Genomic DNA, 436 nt, shown 5'->3' with positions numbered 1-436 from the left:
CGACGCCGTGCGGCTGCGCCCGGACGACGATGAGACGACGGTCACCGCCGCCCAGGTGCGGGAGGTGGTGGCACGGTTGCGCGAGGCCGGGCACTGGGTGGACGGCGACCCCGAGATCCTGCTCGTCTTTGATGCCGGATACGAGCTGGCCCGGCTGGCGTTCCTGCTCGATGATCTGCCGGTGCAGGTGCTGGGCCGGATGCGTGCGGACCGGGTGCTGTGTTTCCCGGCGCCGCCGCCGGGCCGCACCGGGCGCCCGAGGCGCCACGGCGCCGAGTTCCGGTTCGCCGACCCGGCAAGCTGGCCCGAACCGGAGACCGTCACGAGCACCGGCACCGACCGCTACGGCCAGGCAGTGGCCGCCGCCTGGCCCGGGCTGCACCCGAAGCTCACCCACCGCGGCGCCTGGGCCGGGCAGCCGGGCCCGCCGCCGATC

Annotated in this window: 1 protein-coding gene; it reads left to right on the top strand. The window is 75.9% G+C overall.

Annotated features, from left to right (window positions below; all coding sequences use genetic code 11):
• A partial coding sequence (locus EJC77_RS05645; RefSeq protein WP_164520324.1) for a transposase occupies window positions 1-436 on the top strand: 436 nt, incomplete at both ends.

Origin of the sequence: Specibacter cremeus, from assembly GCF_003946885.1 — a bacterium.
Lineage (GTDB): Bacteria > Actinomycetota > Actinomycetes > Actinomycetales > Micrococcaceae > Specibacter > Specibacter cremeus.
The sequence above is the reverse complement of the archived record's forward strand: the minus strand, read 5'-3'. Positions and strand labels throughout refer to the sequence as shown.